Raw genomic sequence first — 23,454 nt, 5'->3', positions numbered from 1 at the left:
ATTGACTTCCTGGACAGGTGTCCATATATTCGAGACAGCTGTCCAGTTAGTCACGAGGGAATGAGAACGCCGATGGAGACGACCGGGACCGTGCTGGTGAGCCTGGTGGCCGTACTGCACGTGTACATCTTGGTGCTGGAGATGTTCCTGTGGGAGCGCGCGCCCGGGCGCAAACTGTCCGGCTTCGACGCGGACCTGGCACGCGCCACCGCCCCGCTCGCGGCGAACCAGGGGCTCTACAACGGCTTCCTCGCGGCGGGCCTGATCTGGGGTCTTTTCGCCGGCGACCCGATCGCCTTCCAGGTCAAGGTGTTCTTCCTCGGCTGCGTCGTGGTCGCCGGGGTCTACGGCGGCTTCACCGCCAACCGCCGGATCCTCCTCGCCCAGGCCCTGCCCGGCGCCCTGGCGCTCGGCGCCGTCCTGCTGGCCGGGTGACCGCCGTGCCCGAGGACCCTCGGAGCGAGCGGACCCGCGCCCGGCTGCGCGCGGCCCTGCTGGAGGAGTGCGCGAGCGGCCCGCTGGACAAGGTCGGCGTCGCCGCGCTCGTGCGCCGGGCCGGAGTCGGCCGGGCCACGTTCTACGTGCACTACGCCGACCTGGAAGCGCTCGCCGTCGACGCGTGCGCCGAGATCGTCCGCGAGGCGGTCGACGCCCTGCACGCCTGGCGGGGAGCACCGGACCCGGCGAGCCCGCCGCCCGCGCTGGTCGACTTCTTCGAGCGGCTCCCCCAGCACCGCGCGCTCTACGGCGCGTTGCTCAGCCCCGGCGGCGGCGGTCCGCTCGGGCAGGTCCTCCACCGGGACCTGCGCGCCCGCAGCCAGGCCGAGCGCACGCTCGCCGGCGCGCCGGAGCCCGAACTGGTCGCTTCGGCCGTGGCCGCGACCTTCGCCGGGGTACTCGCCGACTGGCTGCACGGCCTGATCGAGGCCACCCCGGCCGAGGTCACCGAACGAGTCTGGCGCCTGCTGATCAGCCTGCACCGCACACCTCTGCCCTGATCACCCCGCGCCGGGCGGCCTCACAGAACGGCCGAGGGCCGGGTGCGCACCTCACGGTGTGCACCCGGTCCTCGGGCTTTCCTGCGGTCCGGTCGGTCAGGGGCTGTAGTACCCGGCGACGTCGGCCAGCAGGTCGATGCTGCCACTGCGGTTGTAGAAGGTGACCTTGCCGTCCTTCACCGGCACCACCACCAGGTTCGGGACCGTCTGCCCCGCCACCACGTTCAGGTTCGACGCGCTGGTCCGGGTCGTCCCGTACGGGTACACCGACACGAACGTCGACGCCGTCGGATTCGTCGCCGTCACATTCAGGACCACAGCCGTCACGCCCTCAGCGGGGACGCCGCCCTGGCCCGCCACCGTCAGGGTGACGGTCTTGTCCGCGCCGATCTGAGCCTTCGGCACACCGATGCCGTTGCGCGTGTCCATCAGCCGGGCCGGGGTCACCGGCTCGTACATCGACCCCGAAGTGCCACTGGTGAAGTACCCGGCGACATCGGCCAGCAGGTCGATGCTGCCACTGCGGTTGTAGAAGGTGACCTTGCCGTCCTTCACCGGCACCACGACCAGGTTCGGGACCGTCTGCCCGGCCACCACGTTCAGGTTCGACGCGCTCGTGCGAGTGGTCCCGTACGGGTACACCGACACGAACGTCGACGCCGTCGGGTTCGTCGCCGTCACGTTCAGGACCACGGCCGTGACATCGCCGGCGGGGACCCCTCCCTGGCCCGCCACCGTCAGGGAGACCGTCTTGTCCGCGCCCAGCTTCGCCTTCGGCACGCCCACGCCGGAGCGGGTGTCCATCAGCCGCGTCGGTGTCACCGGCTCGTACAGCGAGCCCAGCTGTCCCGGCCAGTAGTAGCCGGCGACGTCGGCCAGCAGGTCGAGCGAGCCGTTGCGGTTGTAGAAGGTGACCTTGCCGTCCTTGACCGGGACCACGACGAGGTTGGGGACGGTCTGTCCGGCGACCACGTTGAGGTTGGAGGCGCTGGTGCGGGTGGTCCCGTACGGGTACGCCGAGACGAACGTCGACGCCGTCGGGTTCGTCGCCGTCACGTTCAGGACGACGGCCGAGACGGCGTTCGACGCCGGGACTCCGCCGCGTCCGGTGACCTGGAGGGTGACCGTCCCGCCCGGGCCGATCTTCGCCTTGGCGACGCCGGTGCCGTTGCGGGTGTCCATCATCCGGGCCGGCGTGACCGGCTGGTAGCGGCCGGAGGCCAGCGAGGTCAGGCGGGTCAGTGCCACTTCGCCGTACTGGCGCAGCTCAATGCCTACGAGCTCGTCCTCGGGCTCGGCGGACAGCGTCCACGCGTACAGGCCGTCGGGCATCGGCTGCCCGGCCGAGTCCGTGCCGTCCCAGGTCACCTCCAGCGCGCCGCGGATCTGCTCCCAGCCCTGCAGAGTGCGCTGGGCGCCCGACTCGCTCACGAAGGTGACGCTCCAGCGACGTACCGGCTTCGAGAACCACCACTTCGCCGACCACGTCTGCGGTGCGGTCGCCTTGCGGTCCAGGAGCCCGGTGGGCTGTACGGAGTCGACGACGGTGACGTCCGGTGTCCGGACGCCGCTCGGCGTCACGTGCGTGCGCTGAAGGTCGTCCACCCAGGCCAGATGGCCGCCGAAGCGGTCCACGGCCCAGCCGAAGCCGGGCCGGGCATCGGCAGGCCGGCCGATGGTCCGGGTCGCTCTGTCGTCGCCGCGGAGCGGGGTCAGCGACAGGGTGCCGGCCTGGGCGTGGGCCACGTACCCCTCCCCGAGGACCGCGGTGTCGTGGCCGGGCAGGCTGATGGTGGTCTTCGCGTCGAGATCGGTGACGCCGGAGGCGGCGTCACACTTCCAGTACACCGAGCTGCCCCGTACCTGAAGGTCCTTCAGGGAGCAGTCGGCGACCTTCACCGAGCGCAGGCTCGTGCCGGTGCGGACGTCGAGGGCGTCGATGGTGCCGGCGGTCGCGCTCTCCGACCACAGGGTCCCGCCCTCGAGCGAGGTCGCCTGGCCGACGAAACCGCCGCGGCCGAGGACGATCTTGCCGGTGTCCAGGTCCAGGACCTTCTGCGTGCTGTTCAGCGAGAGGAAGGAGACGTACCGGCCCGATGCCTCGACGTCGCCGACGACGCCCCCTTCGACGACGGTGGTGCCGGGAAGCTGCTTGCCGGCGTCGAGGAGGACCAGGTTCTGCCGGGAGTTCTGGTAGACGACCCGCCCGTCGCCCGTCGGCACGAGCGTGGGGCAGTCGGACTCCTGCGCGCATCGGGCGCCGAAGTCGGCGCCGGTGCCCCGGTCCTGCACGGGCTGGGCCGTGACCGGCTCGGTGGCGGAGAGCCGGGTGCCGCGCAGACGGGGCTGCTCCCACGGGATCTGGTCCACGGAGCTCAGCTCGCCCTGGGCGACCGCGATGCGGTGGCGGGAGGTGGGGACGAGCGGAATCTGGTGGACCGTGTCGACGCGCAGCTCACCCCCGTTGATGTCGTTCCGCAGCGCGTGGACGGTACGGATGCCCTCGCCGCCGAACCGGACGGCCAGCAGGCGCCCGTCCGGGGTGACCCGGGTGTCCCCGCGCACCTGGGTGAGGACGACGCGTCCCGGTCCGCCGTCCGCGGAGTACGCGGTCAGCGTGGCCTCGTCGGGGTCGTAGGCCGAGCGGGTGATGACGTTGTTGCCGACCATGCCGATCGGGGTCGCGTCCTCCGGCCAGTCGAGTTCGCGGAGGGGGCCCTGGCCGCCGAAGACGTCGGCGCCCCAGACCTGGAGCCGCTTCTCCGGCGTGACGATGAAGACGTAGCCGCCCGCCGCGCTCACACTCCGCGCGTTCTCCAGCGTCCACAGGCCGAGCGTCTCGGCCCTGATCCAGGCGGTCCGCTTCACCCCGTCCAACTGGTAGGAGAGGAAGAAGCCCTTCGGGTTGTCCCCGCTCCACACCGAGATGTCGGTGGTGCCGGGCCGGAAACCCCAGACCGTGCGGTCCTTGGCGACTCCGTCGACGACGGACAGGGCGTGGACCGCGACGACCACGCCGTCCTTGTACTCGTGGGTGACGACCTCGGTCCCCATCACCGCCGCGAACCGCTGGCCCGAGGGGATGGCGACGGTCGTCGTGGTCTCGCCATGGACGTCGGTGAACTCGACCTTGTCCTGCGCGCCGCTCAGCCGGGCGATCACGTCGCGTCCGGTGCCGAAGAGCCGGCCCCCGTCGGGGTTCGCGTACGGGATGACCGTCCCACCGTTGTACGGGACCCACTTGAGCCCCGTCTCCCGGTCACCCCTGAGGAAGCCGGTGGCACCGGCCACCTGCAGACGCCCGGCGTCCGGCGCCGCGTTCCGCTCGGCCGGAATCACCAGCTCCGCCGGCGCCGAGGGTGCCGCGTTCGCCGTGCCCGCGCCGAGCGGTGACACCGTGACGAGCGCCGCGGTCAGCGCGACGCCGATCGCCGCGATACGCGCACGGCGGCGCGTTCGTATCTGTCGCAAAAGAAGGGTCCCTCCCCGAATGAGTCCGTGCGGAGGTGGAGGCCGCGCTCCGCGCGGGGACCCCCCGGTCCGTACCCCCACCTGCCTCAACTCCCTTGACAGTAACAGTGGTCCGGTCGCCTAACGCTGGGTGATTTCGCGTGGGGGCCCTGTGCCGGTGCGGGTCCGCTCCCTGTGACGCCAGGGCCGTCGGGTCGATGTTTGGCGTGCTCACCGGCGGTGAGGCGTAGGTGAGGGTTGTTCGCTTCATCGACTGGGGAGTACATGGAGAGCCTTATTCGGCTGGCGATCTCCGTCGGCGGCTCGGCGCTGGCGGCCTTCGTCGTCTGCCGCACGGCGGACCTGCTGGCACGGTTCGCCGACGCGCGGCATCCGGAAACCCCGCTGTGGGGGCTGCTGCGCCGCTGTCGCACGCCGCTGTACGTCGTCGTGCTGGCCGCCCTGCTCAGATGGATCTACCCGGTGGCGTCGCCAGGTCACGGGCCGCTCGAAGACCATGCGGAGGCGGTGAGCCGCGTCCTGCTGCTGTGCCTGATCGGCGGCGGGGCCTGGCTGGCGATCCGGATGGTCGCGGCGGTCGTCGAGTCCTCGTACGCGCGGTACGCCGGACGCTCACGCGATGCCGCACGGCTCCGCCGCGTCCGTACCCAGGTGACGCTGATCATGCGGGGGGTGTCCGTCGCCGTCGGGGTGCTCGCCGCTGCCGCGGCCCTCGTCACCTTCCCCTCCTTCCGTACCCTCGGCACCTCCCTGCTCGCCTCGGCCGGCATCATCGGCATCGTGGCCGGCGTGGCGGCCCAGTCGACGCTGAGCAACCTCTTCGCCGGCTTCCAGATCGCCTTCGGTGACATGGTCCGCATCGGTGACACCGTCGTGGTGGACGGCGAATGGGGTGTCGTGGAGGAGGTGACCCTCACCTTCCTCACGGTACGGACCTGGGACGAGCGCCGTGTCACGCTCCCCGTCTCCTACTTCACCTCGCGGCCGTTCGAGAACTGGTCGCGCGGCGGCGCGGAGATGACGGGGTCGGTGTTCCTCCACTGCGACCACACGACGCCGGTCCCGCTCGTACGGGCCCATCTCCGGGAGTTCCTCACCACGTGCGGCACGTGGGACGGGCGGGGCTGGGACCTCGCCGTCACGGACACCTCGCCGACCGGCATCACGGTGCGGGCGATCGTCACCGCCAAGGACGCCGACGACCTGTGGACGACCCGTTGCGCCGTCCGGGAGGAACTCGTCGGCTGGCTCGTGCGGGAGCACCCGGGTGCCCTCCCCAAGGTCGTCACGGCTCCGGCGGCCGAGGCCTTCGACCGGCCGTAGGAACACGCCAGGCGGCCGCTGGCCGGGCTGCGGGAGCGGCTTCGGCTGCGGCTGCGGCTGCGAGAGCGGGAGCGTTGCGCGGGAGCGGGAGCGTTGCGCGGGCCGGGGATCATCCCCGGCCCGCGCGGCGTTCCTCGCGCCTCTACCCCGCCGCCAGCGCCAGCGTCGGTGACAGTCGGGAGGCCCGTACCGCCGGGTAGAGGCCCGCCACCGTGCCGATCGCCAGCGTCGCCGCGAAACCGCCCGCGGCCGACCAGGGCGGGACCACCCAGGGCAGCCCGCCGGCGGTGGCGTACGCGGCCACGGCGGCCGCTCCCAGGGCCACTCCGGCCAGGCCGCCGAGGCCCGAGAGCATCAGGGACTCGGTCACGAACTGGATCCGGATCTGGCCCCGGGTGGCGCCCAGTGAGCGGCGCAGGCCGATCTCGTGGCGCCGCTCAAGGACCGAGATGATCATGGTGTTCGCGACCCCGACGCCGCCGACGAGCAGGGCGATGCCGCCCAGGCCCAGCAGCAGCGTGGAGAAGGCGCCCTCCGTGGCGGCCTTCGCCTTGAGCGCCGAGGACGGGTCGCCGACCGACACGTTCTGCGGGTTGCGCGGGTCGATCGTCGGGGCGAGCAGCCGCTGGACCTCGCGTACCGACGCGTCCGTGGAGCGCTCGTACACCGCTGTCGGATGTCCGTCGAAGCCGAGCATCCTTTGGGCCGCGTCCCAGCCGACCAGCGCCGAGCGCTCGATCTCCGGGGCGAGCGGCAGGGGGTCGAGGATGCCGACGACGGTGAAGTAGCGGTCGTCGATCCAGACCTGCCGTCCGGGCCGGTCGATGCCCAGGCGCTCCGCGGCGACATGCCCCAGCACCACGGCCGGATAGCGGCCGTTCGCGGCATTGAGCCACGTTCCGGAGGCCGTCTGGCCGCGCAGCACGTCGAGCAGGCCCTCGGTGGCGGCCTTCACCGCGATGCCACCGGTCTCGGCCTCCGGGATCTTCTCCGAGCGCCGCACCGAGCGCGCGAGGTCACCGGTCGCACCGGCCTTTTCGACGCCCTCGATACGGGAGACCGTACCCACCGCGTCCTTGGGCAGCTTGACCTCCTGCCCGCTGAACATCCCCTCGCCCGCCTTGGCGACCAGCATGTTCGTGCCCAGTGCGTCGAGCTGCCGCAGCAACTGGGCCTGGCTGGAGGCCGAGATGCCCACCACCGCGATCATCGTCGCGATGCCGATGGCGATCCCGAGCGCGGACAGCACCACGCGGACGGGGCGGCTGCGCAGCCCGGCCGAGCCGACGTGCAGGACGTCGCGCGGACCGAGCCGAGCGGCCTTCAGCCCTGTCCGACGGGCGGATGCGGCACCGGTCCCACGAGCGGTTCCGGGGTCGGTCCCGCGCCTCATCGGACGACGACCTTTCCCCGTGCCGTGTCCGCGACGACCCGGCCGTCACGGATCCGGACCTGCCGCGGCAACCGTCCCGCGATCTCCGTGTCGTGCGTGATGACCGCGATCGTGGCGCCCTCCCCGTTCAACGTGTGCAGCAGCTCCATCACCGCCTCGCCGGACGCCGAGTCCAGCGCGCCGGTCGGCTCGTCGGCGAGCAGCAGCGCGGGCTCCCCGACGACCGCCCGGGCGATGGCCACGCGCTGCTTCTGCCCGCCGGAGAGCTCGTGCGGGCGGTGCCGCATGCGGTCGGCGAGCCCCACCCGGGCCAGGGCGTCCGCGGCCATCCGGCGGCGGCGGGCGCGGGGCAGGCCGGAGTACAGCAGGCCTTCCGCGACGTTGTCGACGGCGGCGACGCCCGGCACCAGGTGGAAGGCCTGGAAGACGAAGCCGATGTGCCGGGCACGCAGCGCGGAGACCTTCCGGTCGGTGAGCGCGGCGACGTCGTGCCCGGCGATCGCCACGGTTCCGGCGGTGGGCCGGTCGAGGGTCCCGACGATGTGCAGCAGGGTCGACTTGCCGGAGCCCGAGGGGCCGACGATGCCGACCAACTCGCCCTCCCCGACGGCCAGATCGATGCCGTCGAGGGCGCGTACCCCGCCCGCGTACTCCTTGACGACGCCCTTGAGGTCCACGACGCGCTTCACCGGGGAGCCGCCACCGCTGAGCCCGGCGCCGTACGCCTCACCGTTCCCCTCGCCACTCATGCGTTCGGCACCCCGACCTTCATTCCCTCGCGCAGTCCCGCGCCGGTGATCTCGACCCGGCCCTGGCCGAACAGGCCGAGTTCGACGCGGACGTCTCGGGTCCGGCCCTGCTCCACGACCTGCACGCCGAAGCCGCCGCCGGGGAGCGCCAGCAGCGCGTTGACGGGGACGGACAGGACGTCCTGGCGGGTGCGGCCGGTGAGTTCGATCGTGACCGGGGACTGGTCGACGCCCTTCACCTTGGCCGGCTCGTCGAAGGAGACGGTGATCTCGATCTTCGGGGTCTTGTCCTGCGGGTCCTCGCCCGCCGACGCGGTCCTGCCGACCGCGGACACCTTCCCCGGCTGTTCCGTGCCGTCCGGCAGCCGGACCTTCACACGGGTGCCGGTCTTCGCCGACTCGGCCTCGGCGACGGACAGTTCGAAGCGGACCACCCGCTCGGAGCCGGTCACCGTGAGCACCGGGCTGCCGGGGGTGATCCGGTCGCCGGGCGCGAGCCCGCCCTCACCGGAGCCGCCGCCGCTCCCCGAGCCGCCGCCCGCCTCCTTGACGCGTATCGCGCTGCCCGCGAAGGCGATCCGGTCCGGGCCGACCGTGCCGGTCTGCTTCATGTCGTGGGACTTCTGCCAGCGTTTGACGGCGGCGGCGGTCTTCGCCGTGAACTCCTCGTCGACGTCGAAGCCGGTGAAGCCGAGCGCGGCCAGGTTCTCCTCCAGCTGCCGTACGTCCTTGCCCTTGTCGCCGGTCTTGAGCGTCCGGTACATGGGCTCGTCGCCGTACATCAGCCGGACCGGCTCGCCGTCCACCTCGTAGAGGCGTCCGTCCCGCTCGACGACCGAGCCGGTCGGGGCGATCCAGGTGAGGGTGCCGCCGGCGCCGCCGGCGTTGATCTTCCGCTCGCCGAGGTGACCGAGGGTGCCGTCCTTCTGGGAGCTGTCGCTCAGGTCGCCGCGGGTGACCGCGGCGGTGGCGGGCGGCAGCCCGCGGGAGCCGGCGGCGGTCTGCGGATCCTGGTCCCGGTCCGCGCTCAGGGCGGTGGCGGCGGCTCCGGCGCCCGCGACGGCGACGATCGCCCCGAGGGCGACGAGCAGCCGGCGCCGCCCGAGCGGGCGCTCACCCTCGCTGCGGTCGCTGTGCTCGCTCATCGGGCCACGCCCTCGCACGCCTTGGCGGCCTTCTCGAACTTCTGCATCTCCGCCCCCTGCGGTATCGGCAGGGCCTGCTGGGCACCGCCTTCGAACTTCGGGTCCGGCATGTTGAAGCCGTTCTCCCGCATGCAGCGCGCGTAGGCGAGCGCCTTGTCCTTGTCGGCCTGTGTCGGCTCCTTGCCGAGGCCGGCGCCGCCGGCCTTGCCCTGGCAGGCCTTGAACGCCTGCTCGATCTTCTCCTTGGACATGCCGTCGCCGCCGACGGTGAGTCCGACGCCCTTCTCCCCCGGCTTGGGCTCGGGTACGTCGAGGCCGTGCTCGCGCAGGCACTTGCGGTGCTCGAAGGCCTGGTCGGCCTTCTTGCCCTCTTCGCTCACGCCGCCGTCGTCCCCTCCGCCCGGGGTGGAACCCGAGCACGCGGCGGCGGACAGGGCGAGGACCGCGGCCAGGGAACCGGCGGCGGCCACGCGGGTCATACGTCGAATCGTCATGGCGGTGACGGTGCCGCGAAGGGATGTTTCGCTTCTCTCAGCGGTTTCGTTTACACCGGCGAAAGGTCCCTTTCGGATACACAGGGGGCATGCGCGTACTACTGGTGGAGGACGAGGCGTTCCTCGCCGAGATGATCGCCGAAGGGCTGCGCCGCGACGCGCTCGCCGTGGACGTGGCGGCCGACGGCCTCGAAGCGCTGCGGAAGCTCCAGCTCGGGGAGTACGACGTCCTCGTCCTCGATCGCGACCTACCCGGGATACACGGCGACGACGTGTGCCGCCGCGTGGTCGAACAGCGGCTGATGACCCGGGTGCTGATGCTGACGGCGGCCGGCACGGTACGGGACCGGGTCGAGGGCCTCGGTCTGGGCGCCGACGACTACCTCACCAAGCCCTTCGCCTACGACGAGCTCCTCGCCCGGGTGCTCGCGCTGGGCCGGCGCGCCAGGCCGGCCCTGCCGCCCGTCCTCGAACGCCGCGGGATCGTGCTGGACACCGCCCGCCGCCAGGCCAGCCGGGACGGCCGGCACCTGCACCTGTCGCGCAAGGAGTTCGGCGTCCTGGAGGCGCTGCTGCGGGCGGAGGGTGCGGTGGTCAGCGGCGAGGACCTGATCGAGCAGGTCTGGGAGGAGCACACCAGCTACCGCACCAACGCGGTACGGGTCACCCTGAGCAAGCTGCGGGCCAAGCTGGGCGAGCCGCCCGTGGTGGAGACGGTGCCCGGCGCCGGCTACCGGATCGCGTCGTGAGCCGTCGCCTGTCGGCGCGCGTCCGGCTCGGCGGGGAGCGTGCCCGGCTCACCGCCCTGTACGCCGGGCTCCTCGTGCTCGCCGGTGCCGTGCTCACCGGGGTCGTGTACGTGCTCGTGCAGGAGGGCCTGTACTCGTCGATCCGCATGGCCGTCACCACCGCCGTGCCGGCCCAGCGGCTGGAGCACCTGCCGGACGCCTCGCAGAGCCTCCTGCCCGCCACCCCGCTCCCGAGCGCGGCCTTCGCGAGCCCCGGCCCGAGCCCGGGCCCGGGCCTGATCCCGCCCCAGACCCTCGCGATCACCCGGTCGGTCAGCGACGCCGCCGAGTCCGCCGCCCTGGACCGCCTCCTCACGGTCTCCGTGGCCGTCCTCGCCTGCTACGCGGTCCTCTCGGTCGCGCTCGCCTGGTGGGCGGCCGGGCGGGTGCTCCGGCCGATCGCCGTCATCACCGACACGGCCCGCCGGCTGTCCGGCGCCAACCTCCACGAGAGGATCGCCCTCGACGCGCCGCCCGGCGAGCTCAAGCGGCTCGCCGACACCTTCGACGGCATGCTGGGGCGGATGGAGCAGCTGGTCTCCGCCCAGCAGCGGTTCGCCGCGAACGCCGCGCACGAGCTGCGCACCCCGGTCGCCGTGCAGCGCGCGGCGGCGGAGATCGGACTCGCCGGGGACCCCTCGCCCGAGCGGGTCGCCCGGATCCGTTCGAAGCTCATCGAGGTCGCCGGCAGCAGCGAGCGGATCATCGAGGGGCTGCTCCTGCTGGCCGCCTCCGACCAGGGGCTTCAGGACCGGCGCCGGGTCGCCCTGAACGAGGTCGCCCGGGAGACGGCGGCCGCTCTCGCGGGGGAGGCGGCCGAGCGCGGGGTGGCCGTCGTCGTACGGCCCGGGCCGCTGACCGTCGAGGGGGATCCGGTGCTGCTGGAACGGCTGCTGCACAACCTGGTCGCGAACGGCGTGCGCCACAACGTCCCCGAGGGCGGCCGGGTGGAGGTCCGGACCGGCCCGGACGGCATCACGGTGACGAACACCGGCCCGACCGTGCCGCCCGAGACCGTGCCGCTCCTCTTCGAACCCTTCCGCCGCTCGGCCGCCCGCACCCACGCGCCCGACGAAGGCGTCGGCCTCGGCCTGTCGATCGTCGACTCGATCGCCCGGGCCCACGGGGCAAGGGCCACGGCGGCGGCGAATCCGCGGGGCGGCGGGCTGACCGTCCGGGTCCGCTTCCAGGGAGGCGGCATGGACACGAGGTCCTGACCGTCCCAGCGGGGGGGGCACGCGAACGCCCCGTCCGCGAGGGACGGGGCGTTCGTCGGCTGCCGAGGCCGCCGTGGTGTTACGGGTTGACCGGCAGCGCGGGTGTGAAGATCACGGGGACGCTCCACTGCTGTGCCGGGGTGCCGTTGCAGTCGAACAGCTGGAACACGGTGCCCCAGTTGCGGTTGGCCCAGGGCACGTCGAGGCAGCGGCCCGACTGCGGGTTGTAGATCGAGCCGTCGGCGCGCGGCAGCCACTGCTGGCCGCCCTCGCCCAGGCACTGCCAGAAGAGCACGGCACTCTGCGACGTGGTCTGGTTGCCCGTGACCGCGACGCACTGGCCCTGCTGGGTCAGGGTGCCGTTGGCGTTGACGCTGAGCTTCTGCGCGTCGCTGCCGTTGCAGCCCCACAGCTGGGGGTGCATGCCGTTGCCGCTGTTGTTGTTCGGCGCGTCCACGCAGATGTCCGGCGAGGGGGCGAAGCGGATCGGGGTGCCGGACGTGGTGGCCTGCGGGGTGTAGCCCTGGTAGACGGCGAGGTTGCTGACCCGGCCGGCCAGCCAGTTGCTGGGCTGGCTCTGGTACTTGTACCGCCCCATGACCAGCTTGCCGCTCGGCGCCGGGCTGCTGCTCGCCGCGTGGTACCCGCTGGAGGCCAGCCGGCCGTTGACGTACAGGCTCATGGCGCCCGTGGTCGCGTTGTACGTGGCCGTCAGCTGGGTCCAGACGCCGGCCTGGAACGTGTTGGCCGGGCTGACCGTGGCGTTGAAGTCGTACGGCCAGCCGTCGTCGTCACCGCGGGCGAGGGCGAAGCGCCAGTTGCCGGAGTCGGCCCACAGCATGAACGCGCTGCCGTGGGCGGTGTCCTGGCTGACGATCACGCCGTCGGGCTTGTCCATCTTCGCCCAGGTGCTGAGGGTGAAGCTCTGCCGCGTGTCGACGATCTTGTCCGGTGCGGTGAGGCTGGACTTCAGGGTGTCGCTGAAGACGGCGACGGTGGCGGGGCGGGCGTCGACGGTGTCCGGGGCGTAGCTGATGTTCGCCTCGGTGCCGTCGTTGCCGGCGGGGACGGACTTCTTGTTGTCCAGGCGCCACTGCACGGTCGGTGCCTGGGTGTTGCCGCGCACGTGGTACCCGTCGAAGCCGTTCACCGCGCCGGCGTTCACCGTGGCCGCCCAGGAGTGCAGGGTGCCGGCGGTGTCGAGGGCCCAGAAGTCCGGGACCCCGTCGTCGGTGACGTCACCGTCGGAGCCGACGCGCGGATAGCCGGAGCCGGTGATGCCCCAGCCGATGCGGGTCGCCGGCTGGGCCGTGACGCCGGTGAACACGGTGTACGTGAGACCGAGGTCGTCGGTGCGGGTGGCGGTGGCCAGGCGGTACTGGAAGATGTCGCCGCTGGTGCGGTTGCGCACCCACAGGGCCGGGGCCGTGTCCGCCGTGGTGGCGGTGGACAGGTCCAGGGTGTTGCCGGGGACCATCAGGTCCTTGTCGTCCCAGTCGCCGGTGCCCGACACCAGAGCCGGCGCGGCGAGCGTCTGGTTCGACTTGACCGGGTAGAACCACAGGTTGCCGGACTCCACGGCGAGCAGACCGGTCGCGTCGGACACCTTGCGGCTCGGTGTGCGCGAGGTGCGGGACGGGCCGGTGGGAGTGACCTGGCTGGAGTACTGCCAGGTCCCCACGTTGTGGTAGCCGGGGCAGGAGCTCCCGTACGCGGGGTCACAGTCCGGCTTGTCGACGGTGTGCTTGGTCCCGAGGGTGAACACCCCGGGATTGGACAGGGTGTTGTCGTAGGCGAACAGGTCGCTTCCGCCGGTGGCTCCGACGGTGGCGGGCTCGCGGTGGACGAAGAGGTCGTCGACGTTGCGGCCGGGGTCGAGGGACCCTCGGTGGGCGATCCGGTAGTCCTTCCAGGTGCGGTTGGAGGTCACCTCGGGTGCCTGGAGGGCGGTCGCGGCGGTTCCACTGGGCAGCGTGCTGATGCTGCTGCCGTCGGTGGCGCGGCCGTGGGTGACCAGGTTGCCGGCGTTGTCCGGGATGAGGATGTCGGGCCGGGCGTCACCGGTGGTGTCGCCGAAGGCCACCGGGCCGTCCTTCCACGGGACGTAGAAGGCGTACGACTGGGTCTGCGAGGCGTTGCCGGCCTCGTCGAGCGCCCGCGCGTACACGATGTTGGTGCCCCAGTGGGTGGGCTTGACGCTGATGCCGCTCACGGACAGCGGGCTGCCGCAGGTCTGCTGGGCGCCGGCCAGCTGCGGGTCGAAGCCCCACTGGACGCAGGCCAGGCCCGAGGAACGGAGTCCGGCGCCCGGGCTCGGGTCGGAGGCCGCGATCGGGATGGAGCCGGTGTCGCCGAGACGCAGGTTGGTGATCTGGCCGTTCCCCGCCGGGGGGTACTGGGTGTTGGGGTTGCTGAACTGTCCGAAGGCCATGACCGGCGGGGTCATGTCGACGGCGAAGTGGCAGGTGGTGCTGGACGGGCCGCGCAGCAGGCCGTCGTCGCCGTGGGTGGCCCAGGCGTAGTTGTGGCCGTTCTGCAGGAGGCCGACCGGCAGCGAGTACGTGGCCTCGGACCAGTTCGGGACGAAGCCGGACCAGCCCTGGTGCGCGGTCGCGCCCGCCGTCTCGTCCCAGACGTCGACCCACTCGGTGAGCTGGCCCTGGTTGGGGCTGCTGACCCTGGAGATCAGGTCGGTGTGGGTGTCGGTGACCCAGCCGTACGAGGAGGCGGGAACGCCTCCGCACGCCTGGGTGTCGCCGGCGACGACGCGGCGCGGGACCGGGTTGGCGCGCAGGTTGTCGGGGGTGTTGGGCGGGAAGTCGTACTCGGTGCTGAGGGTGGCGTTGTAGTTGAACCGCTTGAAGCCCATCTTGTCGCCGGAGCCCTCGTTCCCGCGCAGGACGAAGGCGAGCGGCTTGCTGGTGTCGCGGATCGCGTCCCGCATGGCGCCGGTGACGTTGAAGTCGACGGGTACGTCGTTGTAGCAGGCGGAGTTGGTGCCGTTGCCGGGCACCCACTTGCCGTCCAGCCACTCCCGGACCTCGTGGTTGTTCCAGGACACCGAGCCGTCGAACTCGCGGGCCCGGTAGACGTTCACGGGGTAGGTCGTCGAGCAGGACCAGTCGGAGGAGATGTACTGGTTGACGCGCAGGTTGGCGTAGTTGATCGTCGAGCCGTAGTACCCGTTGATGTCGAACTCGAACAGGGCGCGCTCGATCCCGTACGGGGACTCCCAGCCCTGGAAGCCGGAGCCGGGGTGGTCCCGGTCGTTGGAGCCGGAGCGGTCGAAGTTGCCGGTGCCGGTCCATGCCTGCATGACCCAGGCGTGGTGCTGCTTGCCGCGGGAGTCGCGCGACCAGTCCGGGTCGATGTAGACGGGGTAGCTCGTGTCCGGGCCGTCGAGCAGGTCCATGGTGGGGGCCAGGGCGATGGCGCCACGTCCCTTGCCCGCGGCGGCGGTCGCCTTCGCCCGCGTGACGGGGATCTTGGCGATCGTGGCGCGGGCGCCGGGCCCTTCGGGGCTGCTCAGTCCGTCGATGGCGCCGTTGGCCTTGTCGACGGGCGCCGTGGCGTCCATGTCGGCGTACTTGCCGCCGCGTGCGCCCGGCTTCCGGGCCTCCTTCGCCGACCACATGATCGGGGCGGGCGCGCGGAAGACGGTGTCACGGCCGTCGCCCGCGGTGAGGTTGCCTTCCTTGTCCTTGGCGAGCGTGAGGCCTTTGGTCTCCGCGGGGAACACCAGGTCCCGTACCGCCGGGTTGGCGGCGGCGGCCGGGCTGCGCAGGATCACGACGGTGGCGTAGCCGCCCCACTTGGTGGCGGTGACCTTGAGGTCGGTGTCGGGCGCCACGTTCTCGAAGAGCGCGCCGTTGCCGCTGAGGACGGGCTTGGGCAGCGCGCCGGGGAACGGCGATGACACGGACAGCTGTTGGCCGTCCTCGGTGGTCATGGTGGCCAGCGGGCCGCTGCCGCCGCCGGAGAGCACGAGGGCGGAGTCGGCGGCCTTCGGGGCCACGGTGCCGTCCGCGCGGGTGATCAGGGTGTCGTCGAGGGGGACCCAGCCGCCGCCCTTGCCCTTCATGCGCTGGGATTCGAGGCTGCGTTCGGTGCGCAGCTTGCCCTGGGGCGTGACGACGGTGGTGCTGAACTCATCGGTGAGTTCGGGGACTTGGACGTCCTTTCCGGTCGCCCGGGCCTTCTGCTTCGCCTTCTCCGCGGCGAGGCGAGCCGCCGTGGGCTTCGGGCGCCCGGTGCCGCCCCTGGAGGGGGCGGGAGCGGCCGGGGAGGCCGACGGATCCGGCCGGGGCGACGGTGCGGCCAGTGCCGAGTAGGGCGCGGTGGCCAGCAGCGCGGCCGACATCGCCAGGACCGCGGCGGCCGCGATCGGCCGTCGCAGTCCGGATCTTGGTGCAGTGGACATGCTCGTGTACTCCCCCATGCATGTGCGTGGTCGCGGCGCGTGGCGCGCAGAGATCGGGGGCACTTTGGCAGGGGCATGGCTACCGATCAAAATGCGCCACGCGATGCCGTGTCCATCTTGTGCGCAGCCTGCACGAATTGCACACACTGTGATCTAGAACACGTCCGAATTTGAACAACTCATGGGATACGGGCGGTTGTGGCGACTGCTACCTTCCCGTCCGATTCTGCCGTTGATCACTTCGACCGACGGCCCTCACCACTTTCACCTTTCAAACGGGGGATGAGCGATGCCTCGCTTTGGCATGCGCCGATCCGGGCGACTTTCACGGACACGGGCGACCGTCCCGCTGATCGTGGCCCTGACGGCGTCTCTTCTGGCAGCGCCGGCGGTCCAGGCCGCACCGGTCACGCCGGACTTCGACAAGATCTGGCAGCCGCCGCGTACGCCGCTGCCGCACACCACTCCGATATCCGGGACCCCGGCCAGAAAGCGCGGTCCCGTGGCCCCGCCCCGCGTGGTGCCGAAGCGGGCCACGGCGGCCCCCGCCCTGCCGGACGTCACCGCCCTGAGCGGCACCGCGCTGCCGACCACGGCCCCGGCCCGCGCCGGCGCCCTCCCCGTGTGGGTGGGTCCCGCCACGAAGGCGCCCAAGGCCCCGCTGCCCGCGGTGACCGTCGTACGCAACGACGGCAAGGCCGCCCGCGCCGCCGGCGTGCACGGCCTCCTGTTCTCGGTCGCCGCGGTCGGCGCGGCGACCGCCCGGGACGCCCACGGCACGGTACCGGTCAAGGTCGGCCTCGACCTGGCGGAGCTCCAGCGCGCCACCGGTGGCCAGTTCACCGCGCGCGGCCGCCTGGTGGCGCTCCCCGCGTGCGCCGCGACCGCTCCCGAGCTGGCGTCCTGCCGGGTCCGCACCCCGCTGGCCGCCCACTACGACAAGGCCACCGGGCGGCTGACGGCCGACCTCGCCGTCCCGGCCGTCGCGCCCGCCCCCGCCCGGGTCACCGGCGGCTCGACCCGGTCGCCGCTGCTCACGGCGGTGAGCGGCGCGAAGGCCCTGGGCGGCACCCCGATGCTGCTCGCCGCCGAGACCGGCTCCTCGGGCGGCGGCGGCGACTACAAGGCGTCCTCCCTCAGCCCGTCCTCGGCATGGGCGGCGGGTGGCTCCTCCGGCGCGCTGACGTACAGCTACCCGTTCCAGCTGCCGCCGCCCCTCGGCGGCCAGGCGCCGTCACTGGCGCTCGGCTACGACTCCTCCTCCGTGGACGGCCGCACCTCCGCCACCAACGCCCAGGCGTCCTGGATCGGCGACGGCTGGGATCTCAACCCCGGCTTCATCGAGCGCACCTACAAGCCGTGCGACAAGGCGGGCATCAGCAACTCCGGTGACCTGTGCTGGAGCGGCTACAACGCGAGCCTCTCCCTCGGCAGCCACTCCGGACCGCTCGTCCGGGTCGCGACCGGTGCGGCCGGCACGGACGCGGCGACCGGCACGTGGCGACTGAAGAACGACGACGGCACGAAGATCGAGTTCGGCTCCGGTGCCGCCAACGGTGTCCAGGACGGGGCCTACGCGAAGGTCACCGACTCCGCCGGCACCGTCTACCACTTCGGTGTCAACCACCTGCCCGGCGGCGACAAGAGCGATGCGGCGACGAACTCGGTATCCGGCGTGCCGGTGTACTCCCCCAAGTCCGGCGACCCGTGCTACGACTCGTCCAAGGGCAACGCCTCCTGGTGCACGATGTGGCAGCGTCTCCAGCTGGACTACGTCGTCGATGCCCACGGCAACCTGACGACGTACACCTGGGCTCCCGAGACCAACTACTACACGCGGGGCGGCGGCCAGAACCCGGGCGCCGGCACGCTCACCGCGTACACCCGCGCCAACACGCTGGCCTCGGTCGCGTACGGGCAGCGCCTGTCCGATCAGGTCGCGGCCAAGGGCGGTCTCCAGCCCGCCGTCCGCGTGACGCTCGGAACCGCCGAGCGCTGCGTCGACACGGCCGTCTGCGACCCGTCGCAGCGCACCGCGGCGAACAAGAACAACTGGCCCGACGTCCCGGTCGACCAGGAGTGCAAGAGCTCCGGTACGTGCACCGGCCTCGCACCGACCTTCTTCACCACCCGCAGGCTGGCCTCCGTCCTCACCCAGGTCCGGGTGAACAACGCGTGGCAGGACGTGGACTACTACGTCCTGAAGCACTCGTTCCCCGACCCCAAGGACGCCACCAGCCAGAAGGCCCTGTGGCTGGACTCGGTCCAGCGCACCGGCCGGACCGGCACCCCGGAGGTCAAGCTGCCCCCGGTGACCTTCGTCCCCGTGATGCTCGCGAACCGGGTCGACGGCACCGACCTCGTCCCCGCGCCGCCGCTGATGGACCGGCCGCGCATCCAGCAGATCAAGAACGAGACGGGCGGCGTCCTCAACGTCGACTACAACCTGCCGGCCTGCTCGCGCCTCAACCACGTGATGCCGTCCGCCGAGGACGACAACACCTTGGCCTGCTACCCGGTTCGCTGGGCCCCGCCCGGCTCGGTCGCCGGTTCGGATCCCGTCCTCGACTGGTTCAACCACTACACCGTCGCCTCGCTCACCCAGAACGACACCACGACCGACGCGCCGCAGCAGATCAGCAGCTACACCTACGGCGCGGCCGGCTGGCACCGGGACGACAGCGAGTTCACCGACCCCAAGTCCCGTACCTGGGGCGAGTTCCGCGGCTTCGCCACCGTGACCGCCACCACCGGCAGCGGCAACGACGGCCCCAAGTCGCAGACCCGCACCACCTACCGGCAGGGCATGAACGGTGACGTCCGCAAGAACGGCTCCGCCCGCGGCGTCCAGCTCACCGACGTCCTCGGACGGTCCGTCACCGACAACGACTGGCTCAGCGGCCAGACGCTCCAGACCGAGACGTACGACCAGGCGGGCGGCGGCGTCGTGAGCCGCAGCGTGTCCGCCGCCTCGGGCGAGGTGACGACCGCGACCCACGCGCGCGGCTCCGGCCTGCCGGACCTCGTCGCCCGCTACCCGGCCACCACCAGCACCGTCACGGCCGAGGGCAAGAAGGCCGACGGCACCTGGCGGTCCACCGTCACCACCACCACGACCGACCCGGCGCACAACAACCGGGCCGTCTCCACCCTGGAACAGGCCGAGGGCCTCCCGGACCTGTGCACCCGCGTGGGCTACGCCACGGGCCCCGACCCCCAGGTGAGCTCCCTGGTGGCCGAGCAGACCGTCGTCTCCGGCACGGGCGCCTGCACCGCCGGCGCGGTGGCCGCCAACACGGTCAGCCGGACCCGTACCTCCTACGACAACCTGCCGAACGGACAGGCGGCCGCCACCGGCGACGCGACGAAGGCGGAGGTCCTGGAGCGCTACGAGCCAGACGGCACGCCCTTCTTCGTGCCGACCGCGATCACGACCTACGACGCCTACGGCCGGGCCACCTCGGTGAAGGACCCGAACGGCAAGGACACCCAGCACCCGGACGGGGCCGTCACCACGACGACCTACACGCCCGCGGCGACCGGTGAGCTGCCGTCCACCCTGACGGTCGCCGCCCCCGTGCCCGGGGCGACCGGCACCTGGGACAGCGTCACGACGATGGACGTCCGGCGCAATCTGCCGCTGACCGTCAAGGACCAGAACCTCAAGACGACCACGGAGACGTACGACGCGCTCGGCCGTCTCACCGCCGTGTGGCTGCCCGGCCGCACCCCCGTGGCCAACCCGAACGCCAACATGACCTTCGGGTACGCCGTGTCCGACCAGGCCGGCGTCCCGTCGACGACGACCACCAACAAGCTGACGAAGGACGGCGAGACGCCGGTCTACGTGAAGAGCGTCGACATCCTCGACGGCTTCGCCCGGGCACGGCAGACGCAGACGTCACCGGCCAACCCCGCCTACACCGGCCGGCTGGTCTCCGACACGCTGCTCGACTCGCAGGGCCGCACCCGGACGGCCAACGCGCCCTGGTACAACGACGTGTCGGGTCCGACCGGAACGCTGCTGCCCTCGGCGGAGAGCACGATCCCGTCGCAGACCCGCACCACGTACGACGGCCTGGGCCGCGCGGTGGTCACCGCCTCCTGGTCGCTGGGTGTGGAGCAGTCCCGGACCACGACCGACTTCAAGGGCGTCGACCGGACGGACGTCGTGCCCCCGAAGGGCGCCGCACCGACCACGAGCCTCACCGACGCCCGCGGCCAGACCACGGAGCTGTGGCAGTACACGACCCCCACGGTGACCGGCCTGGCGGCCGACGCCACCATCACCCGCTACTCCTACACGGCGGACGGCAGCCCGCTCACCCGTAAGGACGCGGCGGGCAACACCTGGTCGTACGGCTACGACCAGCGCGGGCACCAGGTCACCGCGACCGACCCCGACACCGGCACGAGCACACAGACGTGGGACATCGCCGGACGGCTCAGCAGCACCACCAACGGCAAGGGCCAGAAGGTCAGCTTCACCTACGACCTGCTCGGCCGGAAGGCCGGCATGTTCGACGGCGCCGCCACCACCGCCGACAAGCAGCTCGCGGCGTGGACCTTCGACACCGCGACGGCCGGCAAGGGCAAGCCCGCCTCGTCGACGCGCTACGTCGGCGGCACCGGCGGCCAGGCGTACACCACGACGATCAAGGGGTACGACGACGGCTACCGCGTCACCGGATCCACGGTGAGCATCCCCGGCACGGACGCCGGACTGGCCTCGGGCACCTTCTCGTACACGACCAGCACCGTCTACGACAAGATCACCGGCAGCCCCAAGGAGACGGTGCTCCCGGCGCTCGGCGGCCTGCCCATGGACGACGTCGTGTACTCGTACAACGACTACGGCCAGATGTTCAAGTACGCGGGCGCGACGACGTACGACACCCAGACCGAGTACGACGCCTTCGGACGTCCGATCCGCTCGACCGTCAACCCGTGGGCCACGCAAGTCGTCTCCACCACGGACTTCGACCAGGCCACCGGCCGCGTCAAGCGCCAGTTCATCGACAAGCAGACGTCCACCACGGGCTCCGTCCAGCAGACCGGCTACACCTACAACGACGCCGGGCAGGTCACCTCGATCACCGACGTCGCCGACAACATCCCGTCCCAGACCGACCGCCAGTGCTTCACCTACGACGCGCTCGGCCGGCTCACCACCGCCTGGACCGACAACGGCGCCCTGACCGGCCCGGAGAGCGGACAGACCCAGGACCAGGGCGGCTGCGCCACGACCACGCCGACCACCGCGAACATCGGCGGCCCGGCACCGTACTGGCAGGACTACGGCTACGACCTCACCGGCAACCGCACCCGTCAGGTCAGCCACGACCCGGCCGGGGACACCACCAAGGACGTGACCACCACCCAGACGTTCAACGCTCCCGGCACCGTCAACACGCCCTCCAACGCGCCCACCACGGGCGGCGGCACGGGCGGACCGCACGCCCTGCTCACGGCGACCGCCAAGACGGGCACGACGACCAACAACGACACCTTCCAGTACGACGCGGTCGGCAACACCACGTCCTTCCGCGCCGGCAAGGCCGGCACCAGCAGCCTGAACTGGAACAGCGAGGGCAAGCTGACCTCGCTGACCACCGCCACCCAGATCAAGGGCATCGGCGGCAAGTGCATGGACATGCAGGGCGGCAGCTCCACCAACGGCAACCCGGTGCAGATCTACACCTGCAACACCGGCGCGGGCCAGCGGTTCGCCACCGCCGGCGACCGGCTGTCGAACGCCGACAAGTGCCTGCAGGCCATGGGAACCGCGGCCGGCTCCCCGATCCAGATCCAGCCCTGTGACGGCGGCGGCGCCCAGACCTGGACGGCCCGCACCGACTCCACCTTCTACAACCCCGCCTCCGGCCGCTGCCTCGCCGTCCCCGGCGACGTCACCACCGACGGCACCGACCTCGTCCTCGGCGACTGCGCCACCACGGTGCCCGCCGGACAGAAGTGGACCGTCCCCGACACCAGGACGAGCTACGTCTACGACGCGGACGGCAACCAGCTGGTCCGCCGCAACCCGGGCAAGACCACGATCAGCCTCGGCACCGACGAGCTGACCGTGGACACCGCCTCCGTCAACAAGACGCAGACCGGCACCCGCTACTACCCCGTGCCCGGCGGCATGACCATCGTCCGCACCGGGGCGGGCACCGCCGCCGGGGCGTTCGTCGTCCAGATCGCCGACCACCACGGAACCAACGGTCTCAGCATCGACCTGTCGACGCTGGCGGCCACCCGGCGCTCCACCGACCCGTTCGGCAACGCACGCGGTAGCCAGCCGTCGGCGTGGGCCGGCGACAAGGGCTTCGTGGGCGGCACCAAGGACACCACGACGGGCCTGACCAACCTCGGCGCTCGCCAGTACCTGCCCACCGCGGGCCGGTTCATCAGCACCGACCCGCTGTTCAACAGCGCCGACCCGCAGAGCTGGAACGGCTACGCGTACGCGGACAACAACCCCGTGACCAACTCCGACCCGGACGGCCGGCAGTGCCTGCACGGCTCGCCCGGCGGCGGCAAGGACGGAGTCTGCGCGGGAGTCGGCGGCGACACCGACGGTGTCATCGGCGACAACTCCAACAACTGCATCTGGGACTACTGCGCCGGACACGCGCAGCAGATGGAGGAAGCCGCGGACGCCGCGGGTGTCTGGAACCGCACCCCGCGTCGTGAGGGCTCGGGTCCCAACCACATGTCGGAGGCGAAGAAGGCGTGGAACGCGGCCCACAAGGCCGTGCGCGTGGCCAAGGAGAAGGCCGCCTCACGTCCCCTGGGCCCGGCGCGCTGGAAGATCGCCGAGGACTACATGTACGACGAGATCATGCGGAACCTGCGGTCCGGGGACTTCCAGCGGATCAAGGACGCGAACGAGAGCTGGCTCCCGTTCTCCATGGCCAAGGCCTCGACCATGTGGGCGTACAAGGTCCACGCCGGCGCCGACTGGGACCACAAGCCCAAGCTCAAGGACATGATGAACCTGTCGACGTCGTCGGACTACTACTTCACGGTCCCCGGCGGCGAGGACGAGGCCTTCTACGACGTCTGGTCGAACGTGCACTACGGGTTCGTGGGCATGGCGGAAGGGTTCGAGCAGGGATACCTGGAGGGTGGCGCCCAGGCGGCGATTCCCGGCTCCCAGTTCTTCGTCGGTGAGACCGACATCGGTGACATCGTCAGCGTCCGCCAGGGCGTCGAGATGTTCAAGAAGTACGGGACCGACATGACCCGGCAGGAGTTCCACCAGGGCATGCTGGACACCATCACCGCGATGAAGAAGGAGAAGGCCCCGCAGGTCGAGTCGGCCAACGGCTGATCCTCCGCATCCCCAGCACGACCCGGGCGGGGGGGGGGGGGGGGGGGGGGGGGGGGGGCCCCCCCCCCCCCCCCCCCCGCCCCCCGCGGCGGGGGGGGGGGGGGGGGGGGGGCGGCG

General features: G+C 71.9%; 12 protein-coding genes. 6 read left to right on the top strand and 6 right to left on the bottom strand.

Annotation, left to right across the window (positions count from 1 at the left end; translation table 11 throughout):
- Positions 1-72 precede the first annotated feature (72 nt).
- Complete coding sequence (locus ACZ3ZE_RS23225) at positions 73-435, top strand: DUF1304 domain-containing protein (RefSeq protein ID WP_361172800.1); 363 nt, start codon at positions 73-75, stop codon at positions 433-435.
- Positions 432-998, top strand: a complete 567-nt coding sequence (locus tag ACZ3ZE_RS23220; protein ID WP_361172797.1) for a TetR/AcrR family transcriptional regulator — start codon at positions 432-434, stop codon at positions 996-998. Before ACZ3ZE_RS23225 ends, ACZ3ZE_RS23220 begins: the two co-directional genes overlap by 4 nt.
- Before the next feature lie 96 nt (positions 999-1,094).
- Here ACZ3ZE_RS23220 and ACZ3ZE_RS23215 read toward each other — a convergent pair whose 3' ends face one another.
- Positions 1,095-4,469 (bottom strand): FlgD immunoglobulin-like domain containing protein, encoded by a 3,375-nt coding sequence (locus ACZ3ZE_RS23215; RefSeq protein ID WP_361172794.1) that lies wholly within the window; start codon positions 4,467-4,469, stop codon positions 1,095-1,097.
- Between the two features lie 264 nt (positions 4,470-4,733).
- On the opposite strand from ACZ3ZE_RS23215, the gene ACZ3ZE_RS23210 reads away from it, so the two are divergent.
- The gene (locus ACZ3ZE_RS23210) at positions 4,734-5,792 is read left to right on the top strand and encodes a mechanosensitive ion channel family protein (protein ID WP_361172791.1); all 1,059 of its coding nucleotides are present in this window, start codon (positions 4,734-4,736) and stop codon (positions 5,790-5,792) included.
- Between the two features lie 142 nt (positions 5,793-5,934).
- On the opposite strand, the gene ACZ3ZE_RS23205 is transcribed toward ACZ3ZE_RS23210, so the two are convergent.
- Genes ACZ3ZE_RS23205 through ACZ3ZE_RS23190 form a run of 4 tightly spaced genes read right to left on the bottom strand, consistent with a single transcriptional unit; the run spans position 5,935 to position 9,573 of the window.
- On the bottom strand, positions 5,935-7,185 hold the full coding sequence (locus ACZ3ZE_RS23205; RefSeq protein ID WP_467260490.1) for an ABC transporter permease: 1,251 nt from the start codon (positions 7,183-7,185) through the stop codon (positions 5,935-5,937).
- The gene (locus tag ACZ3ZE_RS23200; protein ID WP_467260488.1) at positions 7,182-7,934 is read right to left on the bottom strand and encodes an ABC transporter ATP-binding protein; all 753 of its coding nucleotides are present in this window, start codon (positions 7,932-7,934) and stop codon (positions 7,182-7,184) included. Before ACZ3ZE_RS23200 ends, ACZ3ZE_RS23205 begins: the two co-directional genes overlap by 4 nt.
- Complete coding sequence (locus ACZ3ZE_RS23195) at positions 7,931-9,079, bottom strand: peptidoglycan-binding protein (protein ID WP_467260486.1); 1,149 nt, start codon at positions 9,077-9,079, stop codon at positions 7,931-7,933. Before ACZ3ZE_RS23195 ends, ACZ3ZE_RS23200 begins: the two co-directional genes overlap by 4 nt.
- Positions 9,076-9,573, bottom strand: a complete 498-nt coding sequence (locus tag ACZ3ZE_RS23190) for a hypothetical protein (protein ID WP_329427576.1) — start codon at positions 9,571-9,573, stop codon at positions 9,076-9,078. The genes ACZ3ZE_RS23195 and ACZ3ZE_RS23190 overlap by 4 nt, the downstream gene beginning before the upstream one ends.
- An 89-nt stretch (positions 9,574-9,662) precedes the next feature.
- Here ACZ3ZE_RS23190 and ACZ3ZE_RS23185 point away from each other — a divergent pair, with 89 nt between their 5' ends.
- Positions 9,663-10,322, top strand: coding sequence for a response regulator transcription factor (locus ACZ3ZE_RS23185; protein ID WP_329427574.1), 660 nt, complete (start codon positions 9,663-9,665; stop codon positions 10,320-10,322).
- Entirely contained in the window at positions 10,319-11,578 is a 1,260-nt protein-coding gene (locus tag ACZ3ZE_RS23180; RefSeq protein ID WP_467260485.1) for an ATP-binding protein, read from the top strand. Before ACZ3ZE_RS23185 ends, ACZ3ZE_RS23180 begins: the two co-directional genes overlap by 4 nt.
- Positions 11,579-11,657: 79 nt before the next feature.
- Here the strand turns inward: ACZ3ZE_RS23180 and ACZ3ZE_RS23175 are convergent, their stop codons facing one another.
- Complete coding sequence (locus ACZ3ZE_RS23175; RefSeq protein ID WP_467260482.1) at positions 11,658-15,998, bottom strand: ricin-type beta-trefoil lectin domain protein; 4,341 nt, start codon at positions 15,996-15,998, stop codon at positions 11,658-11,660.
- 355 nt (positions 15,999-16,353) lie between these two features.
- Between ACZ3ZE_RS23175 and ACZ3ZE_RS23170 the strand changes: the two genes are divergently transcribed.
- Positions 16,354-23,337, top strand: coding sequence for a ricin-type beta-trefoil lectin domain protein (locus ACZ3ZE_RS23170; RefSeq protein WP_467260480.1), 6,984 nt, complete (start codon positions 16,354-16,356; stop codon positions 23,335-23,337).
- Positions 23,338-23,454: the final 117 nt, after the last annotated feature.

It is taken from the genome of Streptomyces sp. NPDC023157 (assembly GCF_055560575.1).
Note: the sequence above shows the minus strand (reverse complement) of the source record. Positions and strands in the feature narration are given on the sequence as shown.